The organism is Pantoea eucrina (assembly GCF_020079945.1).
GTDB classification, from domain to species: Bacteria; Pseudomonadota; Gammaproteobacteria; order Enterobacterales; family Enterobacteriaceae; genus Pantoea; species Pantoea eucrina.
Map to the genome: position 1 here is coordinate 42,422 of NZ_CP083449.1, position 20,845 is coordinate 63,266.

Annotated in this window: 22 protein-coding genes; 11 read left to right on the forward strand and 11 right to left on the reverse strand. The window is 54.3% G+C overall.

The features are described 5' to 3' along the window. Positions 1–21: 21 nt before the first annotated feature. On the reverse strand, positions 22–1,071 hold the full coding sequence (locus LAC65_RS16335; protein WP_040113357.1) for a tyrosine-type recombinase/integrase: 1,050 nt from the start codon (positions 1,069–1,071) through the stop codon (positions 22–24). A gap of 621 nt (positions 1,072–1,692) precedes the next feature. Between LAC65_RS16335 and relB the strand changes: the two genes are divergently transcribed. Both relB and relE read left to right on the forward strand, forming a co-directional pair. Next, positions 1,693–1,932: a type II toxin-antitoxin system antitoxin RelB gene (relB, locus tag LAC65_RS16345; RefSeq protein ID WP_040113358.1), complete on the forward strand. Its 240-nt coding sequence runs from the start codon at positions 1,693–1,695 to the stop codon at positions 1,930–1,932. After that, positions 1,932–2,219 carry a type II toxin-antitoxin system mRNA interferase RelE gene (relE, locus tag LAC65_RS16350; RefSeq protein WP_040113359.1) on the forward strand — a complete coding sequence of 96 codons (288 nt, stop codon included), beginning with the start codon at positions 1,932–1,934 and terminating at the stop codon, positions 2,217–2,219. The genes relB and relE overlap by 1 nt, the downstream gene beginning before the upstream one ends. 45 nt (positions 2,220–2,264) lie before the next feature. On the opposite strand, the gene LAC65_RS16355 is transcribed toward relE, so the two are convergent. Both LAC65_RS16355 and LAC65_RS16360 read right to left on the reverse strand, forming a co-directional pair. Beyond that, a protein-coding gene (locus LAC65_RS16355; protein WP_223429336.1) for an IS1 family transposase occupies positions 2,265–2,962 on the reverse strand; the annotation gives its coding sequence in 2 pieces (ribosomal slippage) (positions 2,265–2,713 and positions 2,713–2,962; 699 coding nt in all). A 246-nt stretch (positions 2,963–3,208) separates the two neighbouring features. Further along, positions 3,209–3,906 (reverse strand): IS1 family transposase gene (locus LAC65_RS16360; RefSeq protein ID WP_223429336.1). Its coding sequence is split into 2 segments (ribosomal slippage): positions 3,209–3,657 and positions 3,657–3,906, totalling 699 coding nucleotides; the frame shifts between segments, so codons are not numbered across the junction. 465 nt (positions 3,907–4,371) lie between these two features. On the opposite strand from LAC65_RS16360, the gene LAC65_RS16365 reads away from it, so the two are divergent. Beyond that, entirely contained in the window at positions 4,372–4,734 is a 363-nt protein-coding gene (locus LAC65_RS16365; RefSeq protein ID WP_040113360.1) for a hypothetical protein, read from the forward strand. A 49-nt stretch (positions 4,735–4,783) separates the two neighbouring features. Further along, positions 4,784–6,844, forward strand: a complete 2,061-nt coding sequence (locus tag LAC65_RS16370) for a pyrroloquinoline quinone-dependent dehydrogenase (protein WP_420852417.1) — start codon at positions 4,784–4,786, stop codon at positions 6,842–6,844. A 56-nt stretch (positions 6,845–6,900) separates the two neighbouring features. On the opposite strand, the gene LAC65_RS16375 is transcribed toward LAC65_RS16370, so the two are convergent. From LAC65_RS16375 to LAC65_RS16410, 8 genes are all read right to left on the reverse strand, one after another. Beyond that, the gene (locus LAC65_RS16375; RefSeq protein ID WP_192415531.1) at positions 6,901–7,335 is read right to left on the reverse strand and encodes a DUF4174 domain-containing protein; all 435 of its coding nucleotides are present in this window, start codon (positions 7,333–7,335) and stop codon (positions 6,901–6,903) included. A gap of 97 nt (positions 7,336–7,432) precedes the next feature. Beyond that, a complete protein-coding gene (locus LAC65_RS16380) occupies positions 7,433–8,986 on the reverse strand; it encodes a sensor domain-containing diguanylate cyclase (RefSeq protein WP_040113431.1) in 1,554 nt (517 codons plus the stop codon). Positions 8,987–9,152: 166 nt separating this feature from the next. Continuing rightward, positions 9,153–9,608 carry a hypothetical protein gene (locus tag LAC65_RS16385; RefSeq protein ID WP_040113362.1) on the reverse strand — a complete coding sequence of 152 codons (456 nt, stop codon included), beginning with the start codon at positions 9,606–9,608 and terminating at the stop codon, positions 9,153–9,155. Positions 9,609–9,638: 30 nt separating this feature from the next. Beyond that, positions 9,639–10,571: an HpcH/HpaI aldolase/citrate lyase family protein gene (locus LAC65_RS16390; protein ID WP_040113363.1), complete on the reverse strand. Its 933-nt coding sequence runs from the start codon at positions 10,569–10,571 to the stop codon at positions 9,639–9,641. A 1-nt stretch (position 10,572) separates the two neighbouring features. After that, positions 10,573–11,658 (reverse strand): cysteine protease StiP family protein, encoded by a 1,086-nt coding sequence (locus LAC65_RS16395; RefSeq protein WP_040113364.1) that lies wholly within the window; start codon positions 11,656–11,658, stop codon positions 10,573–10,575. Next, entirely contained in the window at positions 11,645–12,436 is a 792-nt protein-coding gene (locus LAC65_RS16400) for an HAD family hydrolase (protein WP_040113365.1), read from the reverse strand. Before LAC65_RS16400 ends, LAC65_RS16395 begins: the two co-directional genes overlap by 14 nt. After that, positions 12,429–13,562, reverse strand: a complete 1,134-nt coding sequence (locus tag LAC65_RS16405; protein WP_420852418.1) for a phosphoribosyltransferase domain-containing protein — start codon at positions 13,560–13,562, stop codon at positions 12,429–12,431. The genes LAC65_RS16400 and LAC65_RS16405 overlap by 8 nt, the downstream gene beginning before the upstream one ends. Beyond that, positions 13,559–14,656, reverse strand: a complete 1,098-nt coding sequence (locus tag LAC65_RS16410; protein ID WP_071882942.1) for an ATP-grasp domain-containing protein — start codon at positions 14,654–14,656, stop codon at positions 13,559–13,561. The genes LAC65_RS16405 and LAC65_RS16410 overlap by 4 nt, the downstream gene beginning before the upstream one ends. A gap of 307 nt (positions 14,657–14,963) precedes the next feature. Between LAC65_RS16410 and LAC65_RS16415 the strand changes: the two genes are divergently transcribed. The 7 genes from LAC65_RS16415 (at position 14,964) to LAC65_RS16445 (ending at position 20,838) form a co-directional block, all read left to right on the forward strand. Further along, complete coding sequence (locus LAC65_RS16415) at positions 14,964–15,542, forward strand: TerD family protein (RefSeq protein ID WP_094111573.1); 579 nt, start codon at positions 14,964–14,966, stop codon at positions 15,540–15,542. Next, positions 15,542–16,708: a TerD family protein gene (locus LAC65_RS16420; protein ID WP_040113368.1), complete on the forward strand. Its 1,167-nt coding sequence runs from the start codon at positions 15,542–15,544 to the stop codon at positions 16,706–16,708. The genes LAC65_RS16415 and LAC65_RS16420 overlap by 1 nt, the downstream gene beginning before the upstream one ends. Before the next feature lie 12 nt (positions 16,709–16,720). Next, positions 16,721–17,176, forward strand: coding sequence for a tellurite resistance TerB family protein (locus LAC65_RS16425; RefSeq protein WP_040113369.1), 456 nt, complete (start codon positions 16,721–16,723; stop codon positions 17,174–17,176). Between the two features lie 28 nt (positions 17,177–17,204). Continuing rightward, positions 17,205–18,239, forward strand: coding sequence for a TerC/Alx family metal homeostasis membrane protein (locus LAC65_RS16430; RefSeq protein ID WP_040113370.1), 1,035 nt, complete (start codon positions 17,205–17,207; stop codon positions 18,237–18,239). Positions 18,240–18,307: 68 nt separating this feature from the next. Next, positions 18,308–18,886 carry a TerD family protein gene (locus tag LAC65_RS16435; RefSeq protein WP_040113371.1) on the forward strand — a complete coding sequence of 193 codons (579 nt, stop codon included), beginning with the start codon at positions 18,308–18,310 and terminating at the stop codon, positions 18,884–18,886. A gap of 69 nt (positions 18,887–18,955) precedes the next feature. After that, entirely contained in the window at positions 18,956–19,531 is a 576-nt protein-coding gene (locus LAC65_RS16440; RefSeq protein ID WP_040113372.1) for a TerD family protein, read from the forward strand. Positions 19,532–19,605: 74 nt separating this feature from the next. Further along, positions 19,606–20,838, forward strand: coding sequence for a vWA domain-containing protein (locus tag LAC65_RS16445; RefSeq protein ID WP_040113373.1), 1,233 nt, complete (start codon positions 19,606–19,608; stop codon positions 20,836–20,838). Positions 20,839–20,845 lie beyond the last annotated feature (7 nt).

Consider the following 20,845-nt stretch of genomic DNA (forward strand, 5'->3'; position numbering starts at 1 on the left):
ATAGTAGCTCTGCGAGTGTAGTCAGTCATGGCGCTGGAAATCTTGTCGTGAAAAGTGATTATCCATAAAATTAACCATTGCGCCGTCGTGCGCATCGATGTGACGAATATAGCGCATAACCGTTTCCGGCTTTTTCCATGTTCCTTCCTGCATGATCTGTGCAGTACTGTATTTTTTCGCAGCCATATCAATAGCGGCGCCGACACGGGTGCTGTGGCCACTCCAGCCACGATAGCGATTTTTATTGGTGGCAGCGTCTTTGCCTGGCCCCGCCTGTTGCCAGGCGCGAACAAAGATATCTTCCAGCGCCCGGGTTGAGAGCGGCTTCATGGTCGCGACTGCGGCGCGGTTAGTACGATGAACCGGGCCAAAAAGATAAGCATCAGGCTCATTAATCAGGCCGGAGAGTTGCAGCCACGTCGTGAGCCGTTCTGAGGAGAGATCCCCCAGCGCTTTAATCAGACCGCCGGTCATCACAATGGTTTTGGTCCAGCCCACGTCGAGGATAATGCGTCCGTCAGCCGCGCGCGTGATATCTCTGACGCGCAACCGGCCTACTTCACTGATACGCAGCAGCGTGGCATAAGCAACATGCAAAAACGCCAGATCGCGTACCTGCTGAAGACGCTCTGATCCTGACCAGAGTCGGTCCAGCGTCAGCAGATCTGTGATGCGAAACGGCACCGCCTGACCTGCGCGTTCACCCTGGATCACCGCAGTGCGATTGATCTTTTTAATGGCACGAAACACCTGCGGAGCGCTGTTAGGCGGCATCAGGCCGGCGTTACGGTGTAACATAGAGATAAGCGCGGCGTGCGTGGCAACGGTGGAAGAAGCTCTGCCGCTGGCCTGCAGCCAGAGCAAATAATCCCGCAGGCAGGCAGGGGACATCGGTAAAAATGAGCGGCCATGCTCACTTGCCCAGCGGCGACAGCTGCGCATCACGCTCAGCAGCTGCCGCCATGTATTGTCAGAAAAAGCATCCTTATCGCTGACAAACTCTTTGAGTCGCTGCGTTATATCGTCATCAGCCGCGACCACGAGGTCTGCAACCGGGATTATTTCACTCATAAACACTCTTTCTGCTCACATTAACGGCAACGCTACGTGATTTCTGCAGGGGATTACCCCACATGAATGTACAGAATCGACGTAGCGACGCCTGAATTTTACACACATTCGCCCGACGACTTCGCGTTGTCAGGTTTCCTGCATGACACTCATCTTACCGTGAATGACGTAAATATCCTAACCTCATATAATGGGTATTATATGAATTTATAAGAACAGTCCGGTTACCTCTCTGTTGTACCGATATGAAGATTTAATTTGTCCGGGATCATGCATCAGGAAACCCAATCAAAAAGCGTGACGGTTATACGCTATATTTATCCTGTCGATGTTAACGCTAAGCTGTAATGTCCCCTTTAAACCATTCTAAAATGTCCCCTGGCGATTTTCTGGGGAATTTTTCATGATCAAAGAGACAGTTACTGTTTTTACTAAGGTTATTTTAGATATTCGAAGAGCCCTCTCTTCACACCAGTTGAACTGACAATGTCCGCTTCTGACACAAAGCGGATTGTGATCAGCGTTCTTACGACTATTTTTCTGAAGTCCATCGTGACTTGCCCTAAGCATGTTGTAGTGCGATAATTGTAACGACATTTGTAATTACAAGAGGTGTAAGACATGGGTAGCATAAACCTGCGTATTGACGATGAACTTAAAGCGCGTTCTTACGCCGCGCTTGAAAAAATGGGTGTTACTCCCTCTGAAGCGCTTCGTCTCATGCTTGAATATATCGCTGAAAATGAACGTTTGCCGTTTAAACAGACACTTCTTAGTGATGAAGACGCTGAACTCGTGGAGATAGTGAAAGAGCGTCTTCGCAATCCTAAGCCAGTACGCGTGACGCTGGATGAGCTCTGATGGCGTATTTACTGGATTTTGACGAGCGGGCACTAAAGGAATGGCGAAAGCTGGGCTCGACGGTACGTGAACAGTTGAAAAAGAAGTTGGCTGAAGTACTTGAGTCACCCCGGATTGAAGCGAACAAGCTCCGTGGTATGCCTGACTGTTACAAGATTAAGCTCCGGTCTTCAGGCTATCGCCTTGTATACCAGGTTATAGACGAGAAAGTTGTCGTCTTCGTGATTTCTGTTGGGAAAAGAGAACGCTCGGAAGTATATAGCGAGGCGGTCAAACGCATTCTCTGAATCAAAGCATGAAATCTCTGTTTCGCACCGGGTAATGACTCCAACTTACTGATAGTGTTTTATGTTCAGATAATGCCCGATGACCTTGTCATGCAGCTCCACCGATTTTGAGAACGACAGTGACTTCCGTCCCAGCCTTGCCAGATGTTGTCTCAGATTCAGGTTATGCCGCTCAATTCGCTGAGTGTAACGCTTGCTGATTACGTGCAGCTTTCCCTTCAGGCGGGATTCATACAGCGGCCAGCCATCCGTCATCCATACCACGACCTCAAAGGCCGACAGCAGGCTCAGAAGACGCTCCAGTGTGGCCAGAGTGCGTTCACCGAAGACGTGCGCCACAACCGTCCTCCGTATCCTGTCATACGCGTAAAACAGCCAGCGCTGACGTGATTTAGCACCGACGTAGCCCCACTGTTCGTCCATTTCAGCGCAGACAATCACATCACTGCCCGGCTGTATGCGCGAGGTTACCGACTGCGGCCTGAGTTTTTTAAGTGACGTAAAATCGTGTTGAGGCCAACGCCCATAATGCGGGCGGTTGCCCGGCATCCAACACCATTCATGGCCATATCAATGATTTTCTGGTGCGTACCGGGTTGAGAAGCGGTGTAAGTGAACTGCAGTTGCCATGTTTTACGGCAGTGAGAGCAGAGATAGCGCTGATGTCCGGCAGTGCTTTTGCCGTTACGCACCACCCCGTCAGTAGCTGAACAGGAGGGACAGCTGATAGAAACAGAAGCCACGGGAGCACCTCAAAAACACCATCATACACTAAATCAGTAAGTTGGCAGCATCACCCATATCACCACTCAGTTGGCACACAACTCATCTATTTGATTATCATGTATTTTATAAAATTAATCGTTTAGTTTTTCAGCAACTCTCTCTTCCCTTTGCAGCAGCTGAGCACTTCTGCAATGATTCAATACCGTTAAACCGGATCCCACTCATCGAAGATGCTGACTGCCATTTTTGGTAATGACTCCAACTTACTGATAGTGTTTTATGTTCAGATAATGCCCGATGACCTTGTCATGCAGCTCCACCGATTTTGAGAACGACAGTGACTTCCGTCCCAGCCTTGCCAGATGTTGTCTCAGATTCAGGTTATGCCGCTCAATTCGCTGAGTGTAACGCTTGCTGATTACGTGCAGCTTTCCCTTCAGGCGGGATTCATACAGCGGCCAGCCATCCGTCATCCATACCACGACCTCAAAGGCCGACAGCAGGCTCAGAAGACGCTCCAGTGTGGCCAGAGTGCGTTCACCGAAGACGTGCGCCACAACCGTCCTCCGTATCCTGTCATACGCGTAAAACAGCCAGCGCTGACGTGATTTAGCACCGACGTAGCCCCACTGTTCGTCCATTTCAGCGCAGACAATCACATCACTGCCCGGCTGTATGCGCGAGGTTACCGACTGCGGCCTGAGTTTTTTAAGTGACGTAAAATCGTGTTGAGGCCAACGCCCATAATGCGGGCGGTTGCCCGGCATCCAACACCATTCATGGCCATATCAATGATTTTCTGGTGCGTACCGGGTTGAGAAGCGGTGTAAGTGAACTGCAGTTGCCATGTTTTACGGCAGTGAGAGCAGAGATAGCGCTGATGTCCGGCAGTGCTTTTGCCGTTACGCACCACCCCGTCAGTAGCTGAACAGGAGGGACAGCTGATAGAAACAGAAGCCACGGGAGCACCTCAAAAACACCATCATACACTAAATCAGTAAGTTGGCAGCATCACCCCATTTTTCGCCCGACGCTGCATTATGGGTAACAGCATATTATATGCCGGGATTTAATATTATTAAATAAAAAAGAATATAAGAAATGTGATTGCACTACGATTAAAGGACACATTTTCTGTATTTTACTGCTGGCCTGAGGTGGCGCAATGGATGGCGTGCAGCATGTTCTTAACTATATCACCGCTCCTGCGTCGGGCATGCTGTGTTAATTAAGCAAAATGCTGGCGTTAATTCCTATCCTGTTTACCTGAGCACATTGCGCTCCTTCATCTATACTCACTGCGTTAGATAACCGGTTGCTGGCTCTTAACCCGGCGGCGGCGCTATCTTTTTTGCAGGCTATTGTGCTTAACGTTGCGCACTGCCTGTGGGTTTACATGACGTCTTTCAACAGGGGATCTCCTGCTATGTTGCATTCTCAATCTTCACGGCTGGGCAGTATATTGCTGCTTATAGCAGCCGTTATTGGCTTTGGCGTGGCGCTCTGGGCCTGGCTGACGCCGCTGACCGGCGTAACCGGTACCATCGGTGCACTCGGTGTGGCTATTGCCAGCGTAGTACTGGCGCTGCTGACTCTGCTGTTGCGCGGCAGTACCGGCGGCACGCGCGTGCTCTGGATCGTTGTAACGCTGGTGGTGCTGTTTGGTATCGGCTTCTCCGCTGCGCTACTGCATCAATACATTATTACTGCAGCGATGGTGGTTGGCCTGGTTGGGCTTATCGCACTGAGTAAACAAACAGGGCGCCATGCCCAACGCGTCAGAGTCTGAGGAGCCACCTGTGCAAAACACTAACTATTCGCCGCTGATAAAAGTCAGTATGACGGCACTTGCGCTGCTGGTGAGCTCATTCTCACTGCACGCCGAAGATAAAGCCACCGAAGCGTCAATGGGCGCGCGGCAGAAACTGGACGTGGATGCTGCCGATCAGCAGGATGCGGGAACCACCAAAACCACTGACGATGCGTCCACCGGCAAGCTCGATGGAAAAAAAGTGGAATCCGCTGCTAACCCGGCTACACCGCTGGTGCCGGCAGGCGCAACCTGGGACAGCTTTCACGGTCAGCTGAACGCACAGAAATATAGCCCGCTGAAGCAGATCACCACTGAAAACGTCAGCAAACTGAAGAAAATCTGGGAGTTCCATACCGGTGATGTCTCAGACGGAAAAGGGGATACGCCTGCCACGGTCTGGTCCGCTACGCCAATTTTTGCCAATGAAACTATTTACGTTGGCACGCCGTTCGACCGGCTAATTGCGCTCGATCCGGGTACCGGTAAAGAGAAGTGGCATTACGACACCAAATCACCGCGTAAAGCGCTGACGCAGCCGGTCCTGAAAAACCGCGGCGTGTCATACTGGCAGGCTAAAAATCCGGTAGCAGGCGAAGCGTGTCAGAAGATTGTCTATATGGGCACCGTTGACGCTAAGCTTTGGGCGCTGGATGCCGACTCCGGCAAACCGTGTGAAAATTTTGCCAATAAAGGCGTGCTGGACATTAATCAGTGGAATACCGTTAACGCGAAGTATCCGCTCTCCATTCTGCAGCCGCCAACGGTTGTGGGCGACCATTTAATGATTGGCTGGGCCGGTAAAGACTGGGCGTATGCAGAAGCGCCTCCGGGCACGGTATTTACCGTAAACGCGCAGACCGGCAAGCTGGAGTGGACCTTTGAAGCGATTCCGGAGAGCGTTCGCGCTCGCACCGGTACCGCCAACGTCTGGACCCATATGTCAGCCGATGAGGCCAACGGTCTGGTCTATCTGCCTGTTTCATCTCCATCGCCTAACTACTGGGGCGGCAACCGTACGGAGTCTATTCCACTGGGCACCTCAACGACCGCGCTGGATATCAAAACCGGTAAAGTAGTCTGGTCGCGCCAGTGGGTGCATCACGACGTGTGGGATTACGATATTAACTCTGCGCCGACGCTGATGGACATTACCGTAAATGGTAAGCAGATCCCGGCGCTGGTTCAGGCAACCAAGCAGGGCTTCCTGTTTGTGGTCAATCGCCTGACCGGCGAAGATGTCTGGCCAATCGAAGAGCGTCCGGTGCCGCAGGGCGATGGTTCAGTACAGGGTGAAAAGCTGGCGCCTACGCAGCCTTTCCCGACCAAACCCGCTCCGCTGCTGGATCAGTCGAAAAAGCCGGCTATCTGGAAACTGGCTGACATTGTAGGGGCAGGTCAGTGTTCCCGCCTGTGGGACAAGCTGAGCTACGATGGCATGTATTCGCCGCCGACAACCAAAGGCGAAGGTGTGCTGACCTATCCTGACAGCGCCGGCGGCGTACAGTGGGGCGGCGTGGCGTTCGATCCGCAAAAGCAGATCGCTATCGTTAACACCTCGCACATTGTGCAGTATATAAAGCTCTACAGCCGTGAAGATTATGAGAAAGCGGATAACGGCTCGGGCAATGAAAGCGGTTTTGCACCACAGGAAGGCGCTCCGTACGGCCTGCGTCTGATGGTCGCAAACAACTGGCTGGGCATGCCGTGCTGGCAGCCGCCGTTTGGCGAAATCGTGGCGATCGATATGCATACCGGTGATGTGAAGTGGCGTCGTCCGGTTGGAGCTTCGCAGCAGTATGGCTTCTTTATGCCGGAAAGCTGGGGCTCACCGACTATTGGCGGCCCTGCTGTAACCGCAGGCGGCGTGGTCTTTATCGGTGCCTCAATGGATGCCAAAGTGCGCGCCTACTCCGTGGACACAGGTAAAGAGCTGTGGGCCGATCAGGTTGAAGCGCCAGCCGTTGCTAACCCGTCGGTCTATGAGTACAAAGGACGCCAGTATGTCGCCTTTGTAGCTGGTGGTAACACGATTCTGAAAGATCAGGTCGGCGATCAGGTCGTGGTCTACGCGCTGCCGGAAGAGTGATCCTCTATTAGCAGCAGTAAACAGAGCGGGGCCTGAGCGCCCTGCTTTTTATTATTCTATTTCTGGCCCGCCTGACGCATAGGCATGCTGTCTACCAGCGAAAGCAGGGCATCTGCACTGACTGGCGTGGTCTGCCGCAGCTTCATGCCCCCATCTTTACCCACCAGCACAATTTCAAATCCCGCGGGATTAAGCGCTTTACGCAGTACACCGTTATCCGCAGGGCGGGTATCACTTAATACGACCATATCGCGCTCACTCAGTGCCTGCTGATGCTGTTGCAGCAGCGTAAGCTGCCGGACGTAGTCTGCATCCTGTGCAGAGGGCGCAAAAATCACAACCGGTCGCTGTTTCCAGCGATAACTGTCAAGCGAGGTGCTTGCCGGCGACAGCGTCCGGAACAGGTCAGCATTATCCGCCTGCGCCAGACTGCTCATTGAAAGCGCCAGTAGCGTGCCTGCTACCGCAAAACTGCATCGTGCCGTTCTCATATCCCGCCTCCTCAGTTCACTACCTGTTAAGGATAGGTCGTCACAACTCAGCGGGCTCTGTTCTGACCCTTCTTTACATCCAGACTACGCAGTCACATTAAGCCGGTTCGCTGACGCGATTGCGCCCGCTGCGTTTGGCCTGATAAAGCGCGCGGTCAGCCTGCTGCTTGAGCGTGTCTGCTTCACTGACGTCACCCTGCGACACCAGCGCATAGTAACCGGCGCTTATCGTGATCACACCCTCTGGCAGCTCGCTGCTTTCATGAGCGATGCCCCGCTCCCGGACCGCTTTAACCGCCTGATCCGCGACGATGCGCGCCTCTGAAAAGTCGGTGTTAGGCAAAATGATCGCAAACTCCTCTCCGCCGTAGCGAGCCACGACGTCCCCGTGATAATGCACACAGCTTTTCAGCACCTGCGCCACATCCTGAAGACACTCATCGCCGGCAACATGCCCGTAGGTATCGTTGAAGTGTTTAAAATAGTCGATATCAATCATGATAAGCGCCACCGGATCGCCGGCTTTGTGCGATTTCATCAACGCCATCTCTAACAGCGCGTCAAACTGTCTCCGGTTTGCCAGTCCGGTCAGACCATCGACCAGCGCCAGCGACTGCAGCGTATGGTTAATGCTGGTCAGCTCATCCCGCACAAAGGTCAGCTCAATCTGGTTTCTGACATTGGTTCCGACCTGGCGAAGTACCAGCAGCCCCATACCGGCAATGGCAAGCAGAAGCGTCAGGTTAAGCAGCAGATTGATCAGATTCCCGGTAAGCCACGCTTTACGGATAGTGGCAATATCATACCCGGCAGTAACAATCAGCGGGTAACGCTCCAGACGCGCGTATCCATAAACGCGCACGATACCATCCAGCGAGGATTGCCAGATGGCGTTGCCGCTGGACGCAGATTTGAGTTCGGTTTTAAACAGCGGACTGGCAGAGAGCATCCTGCCAATATAAGTGTCCGGAAAAGGACGAATATAGAGGGCCGATGCATCTGCAAGAATAAGTCCCAGCGTATCTTTGTCACCCAGTGCGTAATAGCTGTAATACTGCCGGAAATAGTCCACGCGCACCGTGGCCAGCGCCACGCCGGCAAAGTTACCCTGACTGTCGTTCAGACGTACGGATACCGGAATCACCAGATCGCCGGTCGAGCGACTGCGTATGACGCGGCTAATCAGGAGATTGGTGTCGTTGTGGTTGCGGTGCCATAAAAAATAGGCGCGATCCGCATTGCTGGCATTGGTCGGCACAAAGTTGCCGGAGGAGGCGATCCAGTGTCCGTCAGTATCATAAACAAACAGGCCATGCAGCTGCGGCAGTTTACTCTGCTGCTCTTTAAGCTGATGCAAAAACGCCGGGGTTGCCGCGTAATCGTTGCCGCGCTGGCGTAACTGCCTGACCGCATCGGCTAACGTGATCTCAACCTGCAAAAACGAATCTTCTGCATGTTTGGCCAGCGACACAGACAGATTACGCGCATCATCTTTTTTCTCACTCATGATCTGCTGCCAGGAGTTCCACAGCGACCAGGCATTAATTGCCACCACAAACAGGCTAATTAATACCAGGAAAAGCATCATGCTTTTTCCCAGCGAGGTTTTTAGCAGTGAAGAGCCTGAAGCATAGAGTGAGTTTTTTCGCATAAAGTCGTGTTCTGAGCAGGCAGCAGAAATCAGGCAGGCATCATACATCAGCCACAATCTGTTCAGAAGCGGTTATCAATGCTGTCCGCTTTTTACTGCCTTTCAAACTGGCTCTGGCCGGCTGGCCATCACCGGACTGCTCAGCAGGATGCCTGACTTTCGCGCGTTATGACTTTTTCCCTCCTTTCCCCAGATTTTGCTCTACCAGCCACTCAATCACCTGACTGCGGTTAAGATTATGGCGGTTAGCGTAAAGCTGAATTTTACGCAATACCGAGAGCCGCAGAGAGAGTGAAACGGATTTTTTTGCCTCTTTATCAAGGATTACTGACGCAGAGAGATTCTGGCCTGCGCCAGCACTGTCATGCAGCGCAAGACTTTCGCGCATCATTTTAACGATTTTAGGCGTCAGCGATCCGGCGCCGGTCATCTGATAGTTGCCGGCGGATTTATTAAACCTGATTTCAGCCTGATAGCTGTTGCGGATTTCACGTAAATCGCGCACAAACGTCGGCTCAGAGCACGCCATCTGCTGCAGTAAGAGCGCCTTTTCGACGGGTTTACCCGTGCTCAGCAAGGCGACCAGCTGATACTGTCTGTACTGTTTTGCGCTCAGAGGCATAGCACACCGTTAAAAGAGTAAAGATAGCGATCACTGACGCTGGGCATAAACCGCGCCGGTATACGCGCTGACAATACCGCAGTGTGCAGACCGCTCCAGCATGGCAGCAGCCCAGTTGCGATGCGTGGCAGGTTCGCACATCGCGCCCTGCGATTTAAATACTGCCTGTTCTGAATTGATAATACGTAGCGCATCTTCATAGTCGCTCTGGTCGGCCATCAGACCGCGCTGAATAATCTCCAGCTGTGCCGGATGGATAGCCGTTTTCCCGACCAGTCCGTGCGCCACATCCAGCGCCAGTTCACGCTCCAGCAGCGCCACATCTTCGATGCGCTCACACACAGGGGCCGTTAGCGCAAACCCGCGTGAGGCAAAGGTAGCAACCAGCATTTTCACCACGTAGCCCAGCGGTCCCTCATAGAGCGTAAGGTGGCGCGAACGCCGCAGTCCGAGAACTGACATCAGGTCATTGCCGCCTATACGCAGCGCCAGGATACGCTCGCGGCACGGATGCTGTTCCAGCAGACTTGCCAGCTGCTGCATCGCGGTGCTGTCGAATACATCGCGCGTTTCCAGCGTCGGCATCAGCAATAACGAGGTCGGCGCCAGCAAACGCCACCAGGATAATACATTAGCCTGATTAAACTTCGGCAAAACAAACCCGTCGATCCCAGACAACTCGCTATCGTGCAGCAATCCGGCAGCCATGATTTCATCGCGCGGCCGGATAAATACCAGTGGCGGGGTGTGCGTGGGAGTTTGCTGCTGAAGCTGGCGCAGCAAAGCATGAAGGTTATCCAGCGCCAGCGTCAGCTCCCGCTCGCTGACGGCATCCTCAAGACAGATCACCAGCGAACGCAGCTGGGGGATCTTTCCATGCAGAATCACGTCAGCCAGGTCGCTGCGGGTAGCCGGCATATAGAGCGTGGCACCCAGCATCCAGGGTGAGAGTGGCGTGCGCATATCACGACACCTTCCTGATAATGGTCACGGCACGATACTGCCCCAGCGTATCGCCCATCTCTTTTACCTGAATATCTTTTTGCGCGGCCAGATGCATCAGCAGGGCGACATCCGGATCGGTTTTGCTGCGAACCAGCACATGATCGGGCACGCGGCGCAGCACCGCGCGCGTGGCTTCGGCAATACCCGGCTTAATACGGTTGCGGTTAAGAATATGATACTGCGCCGCCAGCTGGTTGATCACTGCCTGGCCGATCGCCTGCTGGTTGCGAAGGTGAGTTGCATAAGGCACCGCCGCAGCAATCTGTACGGTATCAAGTGATTGCCGGAACCGATCCACGGTGTCAACCATACGCCGACTGCAGTCGTACGCCAGCAGGTGATCGCACAATACACAGCCATGCAGGCCGGAGGCACTCCAGAGAGAACGCGACACCATGCCTGAAACCGGCGCGCCCATAATGCCAAACGGGATCAGCCAGTCGTCATCAGAGGCGGCGAGCCAGGCGCAGCCCGCCGGATCGGCCAGTACTGCCAGTCGCGGCAGCGCCGGGTAGCCGGGCCGATCGCGCAGGCTCTCAATCAGCTGGCCGGTGATAGCACCCTTACCGGTCCAGCCATCCACAAAAACAATGCCGTCTGTGCCGTGTTTCGCTTCAATCAGGCTCAGCGCAGTTTCATCAATGCCGCGATCGCGGATAATACTGATACCGTAGTGATGCGAGACAACGCCCATATCGCGCAGCGCACGCTGCAGCATTACACCCGGCGGCACGCCGGCGCGCACCAGGCTAACCAGAATCACGGGCTGTCCTTCAGCCTGAGCTATCAGACCTTTAGCCAGCGCCACGACGTCACGGGCCAGTCGTGCACTGCCCATCTCCAGTGCGCGATTAAATATCTCCAGATGCGCCGCAGAGGGGGCCGGCTCCTGGCTCAGCATCTCGGAATAGTGTTTCTGGCCGGACTGGATCAGGCGCTCTTTCTCATCGACCGGCGTCATCTCAAGCTGAACCGGATTAAGCAAAAACTGCACGTCTGAGGGCAGATAGGTGCCATGCAGCTGCTGCAATTCAGGGTTTCTCATGGGAATCGACCTTGTCAAAAATATGGTGACGGATAGCGTCAGTGAACTGGCTGCGGGCTGGCATACCAAACCAGTCACAGTGCTGCATAAAACTGAAGTCGCTGAGGCTATCGCCCAGTCCCATTACCGGGAAGGGGCCGCGTGTGTCGCGCAGCTGCTGCAGCAGCCATGCCACCGCATGCCCTTTCTGAATGCAGTCGGGGATCCAGGCAATATTGTTGCCATTGGCATGAATATAGAAGCTCCGCGTATCGAGCTGCTGCTGCATCTGCGCATTAAACGCATAGAGTTCGGCAATCTGCGTACTGTCGCGATGTTTCATCACAAAGTAGACCGGAACGCCGTCATACTCGTAGTTCATGCGACACCAGGCATTAAGGCCGGCGCGATCCAGCGCATCGCTCAGCTGCTGACGATAGCTAATCAGCTGTGACCGCATCGCTGACAGCTCGCTGACAATACGATCCTGCCAGGCGCGGTTAAGGCTGCCGTCAGGCGACGCGATAACCGCGCCGTGCGTCATGACTTTCCAGGACGTAAAAGGCAGCGCCACGCGCGCCGTCTCTTCCGTACCGCGCGCGGTCACCGGGATCAGTTCTGCACTCTGCAGCAGCCAGGAGACCAGCATCGCCTGCTCCTGTGACATAAAGCTGCGCGGCTGCAGTTCGCGGTCGTATGCGCCCACTTCAACCGGGGTCTGGAGGGTTTCAGTCAGCATTTTTCTTTTCGTCTGGAACAGCGTGTCATCCAGATCGCACAGTACAACAGGCTTATTCATAACTTATCACCTCAACGCAGGGGGCCGTCTGCTGTAATCCTGCCAGCAGAGCCGGACAAACAGCGTTTACAGGCGTTTCAACACAGACAATGACGCGGTCAAACTGCTGATGTGCCACGTTATAGACAAAATTTGGAATGCCCAGACCGTAGTTATCGCTGAAAGCGAGCGTTGAGGTAATCGCCAGACCTTCTGAGATCGGCGATCGCGTCAGCGAGCCAAAGCGTATGCACGCACCCTGCTGCTCCAGGCGCTCTGCCAGCAGAAAGGGGGGCCAGATAAATTCGCCCGAGCCCAGCACCAGAATGCGTTCGCCTGGTTCAGAGTGAATATCATCTGCAAAGCGGCAGTGACTCTCCGCCATGCCCAGCCGTCCCCAGTCCTGGCGGTCAGAGAGCGCCACCGCGCCCTGTGCCGTCACATTTACCGCCGGCATTACCGGCACCGGTGCCTCTGCGCGTGGGGTCCAGTGCCACCGGCCTGCGACCAGTGAAACTGACTCCACCGGCAACGGGCAGTGGTGACGCACGGCATCGTCGCTCCAGTCAGTGAGCGTAACGGTAACCACGCGCGCAACCGCCTGCAGACCCGCTTCGCGCAGCGCCTGCAGCAGATTCAGAAAGGTATTACCGGTGGTGGCTTCATCATCAATCAGTATCAGCGTACGCGCCTGCAGCGCACGACGGCGCAGCACGGCATCTGCCGGAAGATAGATAAGATGATCGGTGGCGTGACTGTGATCCTCTTTAAACTCACACAGCAATTCTCCCTCCACCGGATGTCGGGTACTGGTGAGAAACACCGGTTCAGTTATTTGCTCTCTGGCAGCGCGGAACACGCCAGCGGCAAGGCCCACGGCGGTTTCAGCCATGCCGATAAACAGCACCGGGCCGGCAAGGTCAGACGGGAGTTTTGCTGCCAGCGTTTCATAACTGGCGCGCATGACGGCCGGACTGACCGGAATATGGCGGCCCAGGACCTTGCTGACAAAAAGAAACGCCCGTTTAGGATTACGGCGTGCGGCAACATCAAACAGTGTTTCCAGTGGCGTCTCACTGTCAGTTTCCACTCGCAGCGTGCCGCCAGGTAATTCGCGCTGATAAATCTGTAATGCAGCGGTCATCAGCGGCACTCCTCTGATAAAACGGCAGCCCACGTGACAGGGTCACACTGTGGGAGCGGCTGAACGGCATTCGTCGGGATAACCTGTGCCGGAATAAAGGCGGCACGCTGTGCAATGGCGTCCGTTGCAGAAATCAGCTCCAGCTGGCGCAGCGCAAACAGACCAGGCAGGTTGATACCGCTGAAGGCGGTATAGCCGATTCCGCCAGAAGGACGCAGGTTGGCCTCCAGCAGCACCGGATGGCCTTCTGCGTCGTTGCGGGTCTGCACATTAATCAGACCATCCGCATGCAGTGTTTCCGCGCAGGCAACCGCCAGGCGCCAGGCGGGCGTATCCTGTTCAAACACTTGCACAGAGCCTTCTTTGCGCCTGGCGACGGCCGCAATGACACGGCCATTCTCCACCAGCATATCCACCGAGCGTTCCGGGCCAGCCAGCCAGGGCATCACAATCTGCAGCGGCAGCGACTCACCGGCCTGCTGCGCCCGGCGCAGGCTCTCCAGAAGCACATCAGGATGGATCTGGCGGCTGTCCGGGTGATTAAAAAAGCTCAGGGTGTGCGCGTCGCGCCGCAGCACCCAGAACCCCATACCATAAATGCCATGCACCGGTTTGATGCAGGGGCGATGGCCCTGCGCTTCTATCTGCGAGATTGCAGCCGCCACCTCCTCCGGCGTACGGACTTCAATCGAAGGGACGGCAGGCAGACCGTGCGCACTCATCTCTGCGCTAAAACGGGTTTTATTGTCAGCAAGAGTAAATGTGGCGCGCTCGCGGGCGCCTGTCACCAGCCTGACGCCCAGCGCTTCAATAGCCGTTCGCTGCTGCTCCAGCAACGCTCCGCGCTTGCCGGCGTGGATGGCACGCACCGTATGTTGCTGGCAGATGTACTGAATAAAAGCCAGCAGGGCACTGTCATCCTCGGGTTCCAGATAAGCGATATCAGCTTCCGCCAGGATCTCCGGGCGGGATGAACGGTGAGAGGCAATCAGCAGGAAATCATGCCGGCCCGCACGTCGCGCCTGCGCCACCAGCGCAAGCATATCTTTTTGGGAAGAAACCCCTTCCATAAACCAGATAGCATCCGGCTGACTCATCGTGTTGTATTCCTTATTTTTGCAGCGCAGGGCGTGCTGGCATCATTCGATTTGCGACTGAACATTCAGGCAATCATATTATGATTGGATAAACTAATAAAGAACCTCGCTTGATTTACAGATTAATGACAGCCTGCGCTTGACTGATAAAAATAGTAAATTCTTTATAAAACATTACAATTAACGGAGAAAGCAATCATATGATGATTGTTTTGTTGCGCGGGATAAAACTCATGTTATGATTGCTGAGCTGTTAAATTGCCCGGCATTTTTACTGCAGCAGTAAACCACTCATTAAGGAGAAGTGATGGTATCTTTAAGTAAGAATCAGACAATTTCGCTGGCGAAATCCAGCAGTGCGATTTCTCAAATTCAGTTCGGGCTCGGCTGGGATCCTGCCAAAAAGAAAGGACTCTTTGGCAAACTTCTTGGCGGGGGCGATAGCATTGATCTTGATGCCAGCTGCGTGCTGCTCGACGCTCACGGCGGCGTAGTGGACACCGTCTGGTTCCGCCAGCTTCGTTCAAATGATGGCTCAATTGTGCATAGCGGCGACAACCGCACCGGCGAAGGCGATGGTGATGACGAAGTGATCAAAGCCGATCTTTCACGTCTGCCGGCCAGCATTGAAAGTCTGGTGCTGACGGTAAACAGCTTTACCGGCCAGACGTTTAACGATGTCGCCAATGCCTTTTGTCGTGTCGTCGATCAGCAGGGCAAAGAGCTGGCGAAATTCACGCTGACTGAGCAGGGCTCACACACCGCGGTGGTGATCGCTTCCCTGCGCCGCAGCGGCGGCGAGTGGAACTTTACTGCGCACGGTAATGCTTCGCGTGCCCGCACCATTCAGGACATGATCCCCGACATTCAGGCGGTACTTTACTGATGAACCTGACGCCAGGGGGCAACGCCCCCGTACCCAATCAATCGCTGGTGGTGCGTGTCTCCTCTGGCGTACCGGTCGATATCTCTGCGTTTCGCCTTTACGACAACGGCAAAGTGCGCGGCGATACGGACATGGTTTTTTATGGTCAGCGTGAGAATGATGACAGCACGGTGCGTCTTTCAGCGTCCGGCAACGAAACCATGTTCACCGTTAATCTGGCACAGCTGAAAAGTGATGTGCAGAAAATTGCGTTCACCGCCACCTGTGATGCCGGCAAAACCGTAGCATCACTGACGCGCCTTGCCATTCAGGTAGAAGCTGGCGGGACAGTGCTGGTGCAATGTCATGTTGATACCACCGGGCGCAGTGAAGCCGCACTGATCCTGGGTGAGCTGTATCGCCGTAATGGCGAATGGAAGTTCCGCTTTGTCTCTCAGGGCTTTAACGGTGGTCTGCAGCCGCTGGCTGAACACTTTGGTATTGACGTGGATGAGAGCAGCGCGGCGCCAGCACCCGCACCCGCACCCGCACCCGCACCGCAGCCTGTTGTAAATCTCAGCAAAGTCAGTCTGACAAAAGAGAAGCCCTCCATCAGCCTGACGAAAAAGGATGACTATGGTCAGATCCGCGTCAATCTGAACTGGAATCAGCGCGCAGCCAGCAACAGCGGCGGTGGCTTTCTGAAGGGCATCTTCAACAATAACAAAGGTGTTGACCTGGACCTGGCCGCATTTGTGGAGCTGAAAGATGGTTATCGCACCATCGTACAGGCGCTGGGCAACAAATTTGGCAGCTTCCGCAGTGAACCCTTCGTGGAGCTGAAAGGCGACGACCGTACCGGTGCCGCCAGCGACGGTGAGTGGATCTACATTAACGGCAGCGAGTGGAAGCAGATCAAAGAAGTCCTGATCTTCACCTTTATCTATGAGGGCGTGCCGAGCTGGGAGAACACTGACGGCATAGTAACCCTTCAGGTTCCTGGACAGCCGCCGGTGGAAACAGCACTCACTGAAGGTAATAACCGGCAAAACATGTGCGCGATTGCCCGTCTCATTAATGACAACGGCGCCATCCGCGTGGAACGTATCAACCGCTATTTCAGCGGTCATCAGGAACTCGATCAGGCGTTTGGCTGGGGCTTTAACTGGCGCGCTGGTTCCAAGTAATCAGGAGCAATCATGAGCTTTTTTAACTCTCTTAAAGACAAATTCAATGCCGGCCGCGACGAGCTGACAAAACAGGCAGGTCGCTATAAAAACCGCGCCTTTCTTGAAGGCACTGTGGCCGTCTGCGCCCGCATTGCTGTCGCCAGCGATGGCGTCAGCAGCGAAGAGAAGCAGAAAATGATGGGGTTCCTGCGGGCGTCGCCGGAGCTGAGTATTTTCGACACCAATGAGGTGATCCAGTTTTTTGAAAAGCTGGTGACCTCATTCTCTTTCGATATGGAAGTGGGCAAGGGTGAAACAATGAAATATATCCTCGCCTTAAAAAATAAACCGGAACAGGCGCAGCTTGCGGTCCGGGTGGGTATTGCCGTGGCCAAAAGCGACGGTGACTTTGACGCCACTGAGCAGGCTAACGCCCGCGAAATTATTCAGGCGCTGGGCTTTCAGCCCGCTGAATTTGGCCTGTAACCGTTACTGACTTTTCTGGAGCTAATAGATGGAATCGACCCATATCGGGTTTCCGATTGAAACGGTAGCGGTGTTTTTACTGCTCTCTGTCGGAGCTATTTTTATCGACCTGTTCATGCACCGGCATGACAAACCTATTTCGCTGAAAAGCGCGGCGGGCTGGTCAGTATTCTGGATCCTGATGGCGCTGGCCTTTGCAGGCTTCCTGTATGTCCATCACGGCGCGGAAGTGGCCAGCCTGTTTGTGACCGGCTATGCGCTGGAAAAAGTCCTGTCGGTAGACAACCTGTTTGTCATGATGGCGATCTTCTCCTGGTTTGCCATTCCTAATAACTACCGTCACCGCGTGCTCTACTGGGGAATTATCGGTGCCATCGTATTCCGCGGCGTTTTTGTTGCCATCGGTACCGGCTTGCTGGCGCTCGGTCCGTGGGTGGAAGTGGTATTTGCCATTATTGTAGGCTGGACCGCGGTGATGATGCTGAAAAGCGGCGACGACGATGATGAGATCGAAGATTACTCTCAGCATTTCGCTTACCGCATGGTGAAACGTTTCTATCCGATCTGGCCAAAACTCAAAGGCAGCGCCTTTGTGCTGAGCCAGAAAGAGGTCGATGCTGAACTCGCTAAGCCGGAGAACGCGGATGTGCAGGTAGGTCGCGTAAGCAAAGCGGCCCGCTACGCTACGCCGATGCTGCTCTGTTTAGCTGTGGTTGAACTTTCAGATGTGATGTTTGCGTTCGACTCGGTGCCGGCCGTTATCGCCGTCAGCCGCGAGCCGCTGATTGTGTACAGCGCCATGATGTTCGCTATCCTTGGTCTGCGTACACTCTATTTCGTGCTGGAAGGACTGAAGCAGTATCTGGTGCATCTGGAAAAAGCGGTGATCGTGCTGCTGTTCTTTATCGCCTTCAAGCTGGGCCTGAACGCGACCGAGCACTTCTTCCATCACGGCTACGCTATCGGCGCAACCACCAGCCTCTATGTTGTATTGGGCGTGCTGGCACTGGGGATTATCGCGAGCCTGCTGTTCCCGGGTAAAAAAGAAGAGCAGGCAGAGTAAGTCAGGGCGCGGCCCGGCCGCGCTATTGAATACCGCATACAGCGTATGCACGACGTGAGGAAAATAACATGGCAGTGACTCTCTCTAAAGGCGGCAACGTCTCCCTGGCAAAAGTCGACCCTTCACTGAAAAATGTGAAAATTGGTCTGGGCTGGGATACCCGCTCCACTGACGGTCAGGATTTTGACCTTGACGCCTCCGCTTTTCTGCTCACCGATGCAGGCAAAGTGCGTGGCGATCACGACTTCATTTTTTACAACAATCTGAAATCAGCTGATGGTTCCGTGACCCATACCGGTGACAACCGTACCGGTGAAGGTGACGGGGATGACGAATCGCTGATCGTTGAACTGGACCGCGTACCGCAGGACGTGACCAAAATTGTTTTTGTGGTCACCATTCATGATGCCGCAACCCGCCGCCAGTCGTTTGGCCAGGTAGCTAACGCCTTTATCCGTCTGGTCAACAACGACAGCAACGTAGAAGCTGCACGTTACGATCTGTCTGAAGATGCCAGCACGGAAACCGCAATGCTGTTTGGTGAGCTTTATCGCCACGCAGGCGAGTGGAAGTTCCGCGCGGTGGGTCAGGGCTATGCAGGCGGCCTGGCCTCGGTCTGCGCACAGTATGGTATCAACGCGTCCTGATCCGCAGTCACATACCCATTATCTGCCCGGTCTGACCGGGCATCAGCCAAAAGCAAAGAGGATTTCACCATGGCAGTTAATCTGACAAAAGGCGGTAACGTAAACCTGTCCAAAGAAGCCCCAACCATGACCAAAGCGATTGCTGGTCTGGGCTGGGACTCGCGCGTCACCGATGGTCAGGCGTTTGACCTGGATGCATCAGTCTTTCTGGTCGGCGCGGACGGTAAAGTATTATCCGATCAGCACTTCGTATTCTTCAACAACGCCACCAGCCCGGACGGCTCTGTGGCGCACCAGGGCGACAACCGCACCGGTGAAGGCGAGGGTGACGATGAGCAGGTAAAAATTTCGCTGGCTACCGTGCCCGCTGACGTGCAGAAAGCAGTGTTTGCAGTGACTATTTACGATGCAGAAGCGCGTAAGCAGAACTTCGGTATGGTCTCTAACGCCTACATCCGCATTGTTAACGAAGACAACAACAGCGAAATCGCCCGTTACGATCTGTCAGAAGATGCCAGCACCGAAACGGCTATGGTTTTCGGTGAGCTCTATCGCCATAACGGCGAGTGGAAATTTAAAGCGGTGGGCCAGGGCTTTGCCGGCGGCCTGAAAGCGCTGGCAGCCCAGCACGGCGTATCCGTGTAACGGTCTGCTGCGAAAGAGCCTCTTCCCGGTGAAGGGGCTTTTTTTTGTCTGTTAACCCCCACAGGGAGTGAAATATGGAACTGACTACCGGACAAAATATTCCCCTTGATAACACCTGTCATGAACTCTGCCTGACCTGGAAAACCCGGCCGGGGTTCAGCAGCGACATCGATGCGTCAGCGTTTTTGCTCGGCGCAGATGAAAAGGTGCTCAATGATGCGGCGATGATTTTTTTCAACCAGCCACACAATGAAAACCGCAGTATTGTTATGCACAGCCATGCCGGAGAGGCGCGTTTTCAGATCCAGCTTCACGCGTTATCTGCCGCCGTCATGCGTATCGCTGTCACGCTGGTTATCGATGGCAGCGATACTGTAGATGGTTTGCAGCAGCTTACTCTGCAGTGTGGTGAACATCGCTACGCTATCGCACCGGGCGATCGACGCGAGAAAGCCCTGATTGTCTGTCATCTCTATCGTCACAATGGACAGTGGAAACTGCGCGCGGTCGGGCAGGGATTTGATGGCGGTCTTCATCCGCTGGCGCTGCATTTTGGCGTGGATGTAGCAGACCCTGTGCCCGCAGCAGTACCCGCGGTTAGCCTGGAGAAGAAGCTTGAACAAATGCCGCAACTGGTCAGCCTGGCAAAACCAATCCGCGTCAGTCTGGAAAAGCACCGGCTCTCTGCAGTAAAAGCACAGGTCGCCTTTGTTCTGGATGCGTCAGGTTCCATGACGGCACAATTTAAACGCGGTAATGTGCAGAAGGTGCTGGAGCGGGTAGCGGCACTGGCCGTGCAGTTTGATGATGACGGCAGTATGCCGGTCTGGGCGTTTGGCGAAAAATTTCGTCAGTACGAGGATGTGTCACTGGATAACCTCGAGGGATACATCGACCGCATTCGTAACGATGGCAAGCGGACTATGTGGGAAATCCTGCCGGGTCTGGGCGGCACCAATAATGAGCCGCCGGTACTGGAGGCAATCAACCAGACTTACCGCGACGCCACCCTGCCGGTATTTGTGGTCTTTATTACCGATGGCGGCATCAATAAAACACGCCTTATTAAAGAGAAGCTCAGAGAGTCCGCCACACTGCCAGTTTTTTATAAATTTTTAGGTCTGGGCGGTAATAATTACGGCGTGCTGGAACGCCTGGATACTTTTAACGATCGCCTGATCGACAATACACACTTTTTCCCGGTTGATGATGTCGGACACATCAGCGATGAGCAACTCTACGACTGGCTGCTGGTGGAATTTCGTGACTGGCTGGATGCGGCAAAGCAAAAACGTATTTTGCGATAGGGCACAG